The sequence below is a fragment of the Pseudomonas sp. KK4 genome (genome assembly GCF_001984065.1).
In the GTDB taxonomy this organism is placed as follows: domain Bacteria; phylum Pseudomonadota; class Gammaproteobacteria; order Pseudomonadales; family Pseudomonadaceae; genus Aquipseudomonas.
On sequence record NZ_LYVP01000182.1, the window covers coordinates 1 to 7,335 of the forward strand.

The 7,335-nt window shown below is 63.3% G+C and carries 3 protein-coding genes; all 3 read right to left on the reverse strand.

Annotated features, from left to right (window positions below; genetic code table 11):
• Positions 1–48: 48 nt before the first annotated feature.
• Entirely contained in the window at positions 49–696 is a 648-nt protein-coding gene (locus tag B0W55_RS28020; RefSeq protein WP_077049152.1) for an HD domain-containing protein, read from the reverse strand.
• Between the two features lie 119 nt (positions 697–815).
• Entirely contained in the window at positions 816–1,778 is a 963-nt protein-coding gene (locus B0W55_RS28025) for a LysR family transcriptional regulator (protein ID WP_077049153.1), read from the reverse strand.
• A gap of 295 nt (positions 1,779–2,073) precedes the next feature.
• On the reverse strand, positions 2,074–7,335 hold a 5,262-nt coding region (locus B0W55_RS28030; protein ID WP_139340995.1), incomplete at its 5' end, for an S-layer family protein.

The following is a 7,335-nucleotide window of genomic DNA, read 5'->3' on the forward strand; positions in this document are numbered from 1 at the left end:
CGCTTTCGCGAGCAAGCCCGCTCCCACAAGGGGATCTTCGGAACGGCATCAAGAGTGTTCCCAATGCGAGCACAGGATGATGCTGCACAGATTCGTGCGCTCGAAGGTCGGGTCCTTGAACGCGAGGAAGTCATCGTTGAAGGTGCCGAAGGTACTCGCCGGACGGTGCTTCATGCCGTGATAAAACGCGTCGATCATCTGGTGGGCGAAATCGGCTTCTCGTGGGTACGCGGCAATCACGGACTGCCGTTGCCCGTCGCTGAACTGTTCGAAACCACGCCCGGCCACGTCCATGCCCGCCCCGGCCTGGACCAGAGCGATCTCGGCCTGCATGTGTTCGGGAATCCCCGGCGTGGTGTGCAGGGCAATGGCATTCCAGACCTTCTCCACATCCCTCTCACCAATCCCGCGACTGCGCAGGAAATCCCGTGCGGCATTGGCGCCGTCCACTTCGAAACGAAGCTGGCTCTGTTGATAAGTCGAGGTGAGGCCGATGTCGTGGAACATCGACGCCGCGTACAACAGCTCCGGATCGAAAATCAGCCCTTTCTGCCGACCAATCAACGCGCCCCAGAAATAGACCCGGGTCGAATGGGAAAACAGCAACTGGCTTTCGGTGTCGCGAATCAACTGCGTCACGTCGCGGGCCAGTTGGCTGTCGGGGATGTTGATGGCGTCACTGTCATTGATTGCCATGGTTTTGCGCCTCTGCGACAGGTCAGTACGTGTGCGAATGATGCCCCCTACGCTACCGGCCCGGGCAGCCGGGCTGAAGTGCAATGTTCATCATATGAAAATGCATGGGGTGCACTGGGCTACACGTCCATCTGCGCCGCCTTCAGCGCCGCTTTGGCCAGCAGGTCGCGCAGCCATGCATGGCCCGGATCGTGGCTGTGCCGCTCATGCCAGACCATATGCGCAGGACGCGGCGCAGGGGGCCAGGGCAGTTCCGAGACGTGGGCCGTGCCTGCCTGGCGGAACATGGCGGCCAGGGTGGCCGGCACGATCGCGGCCATCTCGGTGCCGGCCAACAGGGTGGGAATGGCGAGAAAATGCGGTTGCACCAGCTTGATGTCCGGGGATTTGCCGATGGCATTGAGGGCTGCATTCAAGGTCGCGCGGTCGAACATTTCCGCCCGCCGCGACAGCCCGCGCTCGGACAGCAGGCCATCGTCGGTGTTACCGGTGGAGACCACCAGCAAGGGCAATCTGCCGAGATCCTCCAGGCTGATCTCGCGGCCGGCCAAAGCGTGACCGGGTGCGACCACCAGCACGTCGCGCGCGTGAAACAGCACCTGTTCACGCAATCGATGGGGCACGCTGAAAAACGAACCCAGGGCAACGTCCACGCGACCGACATCGATCTGCGTGGTCAGGTCGAGGCGACTGGCCGGCAGAATGGTGACGCTGGCGTTGGGCGCTTGCTCTGATACCGCCCGCAGGACATGCGGCAGCACCACGGCGGTGATGTAGTCGGTGGCGGCGATGCAGAACTGCCGGTCGGTGCTGGCGGGGTGGAATTGTTCAGGCCCGAAGGCGCGCTCGATCGTCACCAGCGCGTCGCGCACCAGCGGCGCCATTTCCAGTGCGCGGACCGTGGGCACCATGCCGGCGGCGGTGCGCACGAACAACTCATCCTTGAGCAACGCGCGCAGACGCGAGAGGGCATGACTGACGGCGGACGGGCTGAGGCTGATCGCGTCACCGGCGCGAAGCACGTTCCTCTCGCGCATGACCGCGTCGAAAACCCGCAGCAGGTTCAGATCCAGATTTTTCATTGCCAGGTACCACGAAGAAACGCTCGATTGGTGAACAGCATGCACGGGGTGCATTTCGTTTTGCCAATTTTGCACATCTTCATGCGATGCGGGGTAACGAAGGTGAATTCGAGGTGAATGGGCTGGTGCCATCGCGATGCAAGCCCGCTCCCACAGGGGATCGGGGGGAAGTCACAACACCGGCGGACTTCACCGATCATGTGGGAGCGAGCCTGCTCGCGATGACGTCGGTACCTTCAACACAGAGGCTGACTGAACGACCGCTATCGCGAGCAGGCCCGCGCCTGCAAAGGGATCAGACCGTATCCACCTTCAACGAATGATCATTGAGCATGCCGTTGATGATCGTCGCTGAATCCGCGCCGGACACCACCCCGCCCGCCCCCGGGGTTACACCGTAATGGCTGGCCAGGTTGACGCCGGCCAGGTCGATGGTCTGGTTCGGCGCCGCGCCGGCCATGGCGCTGACGTCGATGCTGGTCACCGTTGAGGCGCCGCTGCCACTGACGGTGAAGTGCAGGTAGTCATCCAGGGACGCCGCGGTGCTGTTCTCCCCTTGCAGCAGTTGCGACAGGTCAAGCTTATCGGTGCCCGGGGTGAAGTCGGTGATCACGTCATGGCCGCTGTTGCCCTTGAGCCACTGGAAGGTGTCGGCGCCGCTGCCGCCGGTCAGGGTGTTGTTGCCCAGGCCGCCGATCAGGAAGTCGTCGCCACCCCCGCCGTTGAGCACATCGTTGCCCAGGCCGCCGGTGATGATGTTGCTGTTGTTATCCCCGGTCAGGTTGTCGTTGAAGTTCGAGCCCACCAGGTTTTCGATGCCCGTCAGGGTGTCGGTGCCGGCGCCACCCGTGTTCTGCGGCCCGCTCACGCTCAGGTTGACCGTGACACCCGCCGTGGCATGGGCGTAGCTGGCGGTATCGTTGCCGATACCGCCGTCGAGCAGATCGTTGCCGATGCCGCTGTACAGCAAGTCATTGCCGGCACCGCCGTGCAGCTCGTTGTTGCCGGTGCCTGCGGTGAGGATGTCATTGCCGTCGCCGGCATTGAGGATGTTGTCGCCGTTGCCCGCCACCAGGGTGTCGTCGCCGGCGGTACCGGTGAGGGTGTGGCCGTCCTGGTAGGTGATGCTCACGTTGGCGCTGCTGCTGCCGCCATGGTCATCGCTGGCGGTGTAGGTGCCGTGGTAATCCGGGGTGAGGTCATGGGCCCCGGAGTAATCGAGCTTCATGGTCAGCTGATAGCCCTCTGCCCCATTGACGCTGTTGCCCGAGGTATTGGTGATGTTGGTGATGTGGATCTGGTACACGCCATCGGTCGCTGCGGTGATGGTCTGGCCATCGCCGATGCTGATCCAGCTGCCGCCGTTGACCGAGTACTCCATGGTGATGTGGCCAGCGGCCAGGTTGTGGTCCAGGTTGAGGGTTTCGCCCTGTTTGAGGTTGACGGTGATGCGGTCCTCATCATTGGTATTGGCCGCCGTGACCACGCCCAGATAGCCACTGATCACCAGCATCGCGGTCATGCTTGCCGTGTTGGCGCTGAAGGCGCCGCGCACGTTGGCCAGGTTCTGGTTTTCCGGTTTGACGCCGCTGCCGGAGAAATTGATGGCCCCGGTGCCAGTGAAATCGGCGGATTTGCTGGCCCAACCGGTGTTGAAGGTGGTCGGCGACGCCTTGAGCGGATCGCCATCGGGATCGCTGTCGTTGGCCAGCAGCACATCCCCCGGCACTGCCACGCTATTGGAGAGTACGTTGGTGATGATGTGGTCATCGACCGCCACTGGCGCCGTGTTCGGAACGACCTTGACCACCAGGGTGGAACTGGCCAGATCGCCGTCATTGTCGCTGACGGTGAAGCCGATGTTTTCGGTGATCACCACCGCCGTGGCCTTTTGGGAAACGTAGCTGTAGTCGCCGGTATCGAGGTTCACCACCAGGGTGCCTTTGTTGTTGGTGGCGATGCTCAGGGTGTTGTTGGTGGTGTTGAAAGTGCCATGGTTGACGCCGCCGCTGAAATTCAGCGAACCCTGGTTGCTGTTGCCCTTTGGATCGTAAGTGTAGGTGGTGCCATCGACGGTGATGGTCTTGATGAAGCCGCCATCGGCGCCGAACGTACCGCCCTCGCCCAGCAGCGACCCGGTCACCGGTGCGCCCATCACGGTGCCCGAGAGTACCGAGTTGAGCTGGCCCAGATCAGTCACGATCACTGCATTGGTGTCGGTGCCCGCACCGGTGCCGTTATAGGCCAGAGGATTGAGGGAGGCGTTGTCGACGCCGTTGCCCAGGCCGATCGCGTAGTTGTTGATCTGGTTATCGGTAAGGAAGTTTTTCCAGGCCGTCTCGTCCCCGCCGCCGATGGAGCCCTCGTTGGGTTTGCCGTCGGAGAAGAAGTAGCCGACGTTCTGCGCCCCCGTCAGTTTGCCGCTGGTGTCGAAGGCACTCTGGGCCACCGCTACCGCGGCATCGTAGTTGGTGCCGCCACCGGCCGTCAGGCCGGCGATGATCGATTTGGCCGTTGCCACGTCCACCCACACCGAAGTCTTGTCGGTGGCGTTGCTGCTGAACGTCACGATCTGCACTTTGACATCGCCCAGGTCGTCGTACTTGTCCAGCAGCGCGCTGATCGCCTGTTTGGCCAGATCCAGCCGCGACAGGCCGGATACGCCTGAAGCGTCGGCCATACTGCCGGACACGTCGATCACCAGCAGCAGGTTGGAGTCGATCTCCACCGCCGCCACCGAGCGTTCCGAAGCCACGGCCTTGGGCACGTCATCGACGATGTTGACCACGATGGTGCTGGTGGTGCTGTTGCCCAGGGCATCGGTGGCTTTGTAGGTGAAGGTTTCGCTCAGGGTGTTGGCGCCATCGTTGGCACCCGGCGAGGTTTTCGGCGCCGAGGTCAGGGTGTAGGTGTAGGTGCCGTTGGGGTTGAGCAGGATCTGCCCGTAGGTCCCGGTGGCGCTGCCGACCAAGGTGTAGGTGACCGCGCCGGAGGCACCGGTGACCGAGCCGACCAGGGTGCCAGTGGCGGTTTCCCCAGTGTTGCCCGGCTCGCTGCCGGTGACGGTACCGGCCGCCAGGTCCTGGCCGTCCTTGCTCAGGTCCAGGGCTTTTTCGTAGACCGTCGCGTCGGTGTCGACGACAGCCTTGATGTTGCTGTTGCAGACATCGATGGTGATGGTGGTGGTGCTTTGATCGCCGTCGGCGTCGCGCACGGTGTAGGTGAAGGTGTCGGTCGCGCCCGGTTCGCCCACCGAGTTGGGGTTGCTGTGATAGACCGCGTTGCCGTTGGCATCCAGGGTCAGGTAGCCGTAGGTGCCGTTGATCTGGGTGTTGAGCCCGCCCACGGCTGGCGTCGAGGTATTGCTGCCGGCACGCACGCCGACGATCGCCGCCAGGCCATCGGCGCCGCCGATGTCGTTGTCCAGCACATTGCCGCTGACAGTGCCGCCCTCGGTCACCGAGGCGGTGTCGGCTTTGGCGGTTGGCAAGTCATCGACGATGTTGACGTTGATCTGCCCGGTGGCGGAGCTGCCATCGGTGTCGGTGGCCACCACGTTGAAGTTTTCAGTGATGCTGTTGGCGCCGTTGGCGTTCGGGTGCGCTTCGTTGTCGTTGAGGGTGTAGCTGTAGCTGACCACACCGGTGGTCGGGTTGTAGCCGGTGATGGTCAAGGTGCTGCCCAACGGCGTGGTGATGGTTTGCGGGAAACCGGCGGCCACGCCGCCGCTGACCAGGGTGATACCGCCCACGGTCAAGGTTTGCAGGCCATCGAGTGCAGTGACGGTGAAGGTGCCGCTCTGGGTCAGGGCCGACGGGTTGGGGCTGGTGCCGTCGCTGAGGTTTTTCTCGTAGACGGTCAGTTCGCCGCCGTACACATCGAGGCCACTGAGGGTCACGCCGTCGTCGTTGTTGTGGATGTTCAGCACCAGGTTGGCGGTGCTGGTGTCGCCGTCGGCATCGGTCAGGGTGTAGGTGAAGGTCTCGGTGCCGTTGCCACCGCCGTGCAGGGCTTTGAAATCGGCATCGCTGGTGTTGAGGGTGTAGGTGTAGGTGCCGTTGGCGTTCAGCACCAGGGTGCCGTAGGTGCCGACGAAGGTGCCGGGGGTGATCGGGCCGCTGTTGGGGCCGGTTGCCACGGTATCGGCGCCTTGCACGTCGTTGGTCAGCACGCTGCCATTGAGGGTCAGCAGCGATTCGGAGGCGGTGTTGGCATTGCTGTCGTTCATCGCCTTGGGCACGTCATCGACGATGTTGACCACTATGGTGCTGGTGACGATGTTGCCCAACGAATCCGTCGCCTGATAGGTGAAGCTTTCATGCATGACGTTGGCGCCGTCATTGGCATGGGGCGTGGTGCTCGGCGGTGAAGTCAGGGTGTAGGTGTAGGTGCCGTTGGGGTTGAGCTGGATTTGCCCATAGGCCCCGGTGGCGCTGCCGACCAGGGCGTAGGTGATCGCACCGACCGCTCCGGTCACCGAGCCGACCAGGGTACCGCTGGCGGTCTCGCCGGTGCTGCCCGGCTGACTGCCGGTGACGGTGCCGGCGGCCAGGTCCTGGCCGTCCTTGCTCAGGTCCAGGGCTTTTTCGTAGACCGTCACGTCGGTGTCGCTGACGGCTTTGAGGCAGCTGTTGTACACGTCGATGGTGATGGTGGTGGTGCTTTCATCGCCATCGGCATCGCGCACGGTGTAGGTGAAGACATCGGTCGCACCGGGGCCGCTCACTGCGTTCGGGTTGCTGTGATAGATCGCGTTGCCTTGGGCATCGAGGGTCAGGTAGCCGTAGCTGCCGTTGATCTGACTGTTGAGGCCGCCAATGGCCGAGGTCGAAGTATCGCCACCGGCGCGCACGCCCACCACTGCGCCACTGGCGGCCGGGCCGTCGGCGCCGCCGATGTCGTTGTCCAGCACGTTGCCGCTGACGGTGCCGCCTTCCTGCACGGAATCAGCGTCAGGTTTGGCGGTCGGCAAGTCGTCGACGATATTGACGTTGATCTGCCCGGTGGCGGAGCTGCCATCGGTGTCGGTGGCCACCACGTTGAAGTTTTCAGTGATGCTGTTGGCGCCGTTGGCGTTCGGGTGCGCTTCGTTGTCGTTGAGGGTGTAGCTGTAGCTGACCACGCCGGTAGTCGGGTTGTAGCCGGTGATGGTCAGGGTGCTGCCCAGCGGCGTAGTGACCGATTGCGGGAAGCCGGCAGCCACGCCGCCACTGACCAGAGTGATGCCGCCGACGGTCAACGTCTGCAGGCCATCCAGCGCCGTGACGGTGAAGGTGCCGCTTTGGGTCAGCGCCGACGGGTTGGGGCTGGTGCCGTCGCTGAGGTTTTTCTCGTAGACGGTCAGCTCGCCGCCCGACACGTCGAGGCCGTTGAGGTACACGCCGTCATCGTTGTTGTGGATGTTCAGCACCAGGTTAGCGGTGCTGGTGTCGCCGTCTGCATCGGTCAGGGTGTAGGTAAAGGTTTCGGTGCCGTTGCCGCCGCCGTGCAACGCTTTGAAATCGGCGTCGCTGGTGTTGAGGGTGTAGGTGTAGGTGCCGTTGGCGTTCAGCACCAG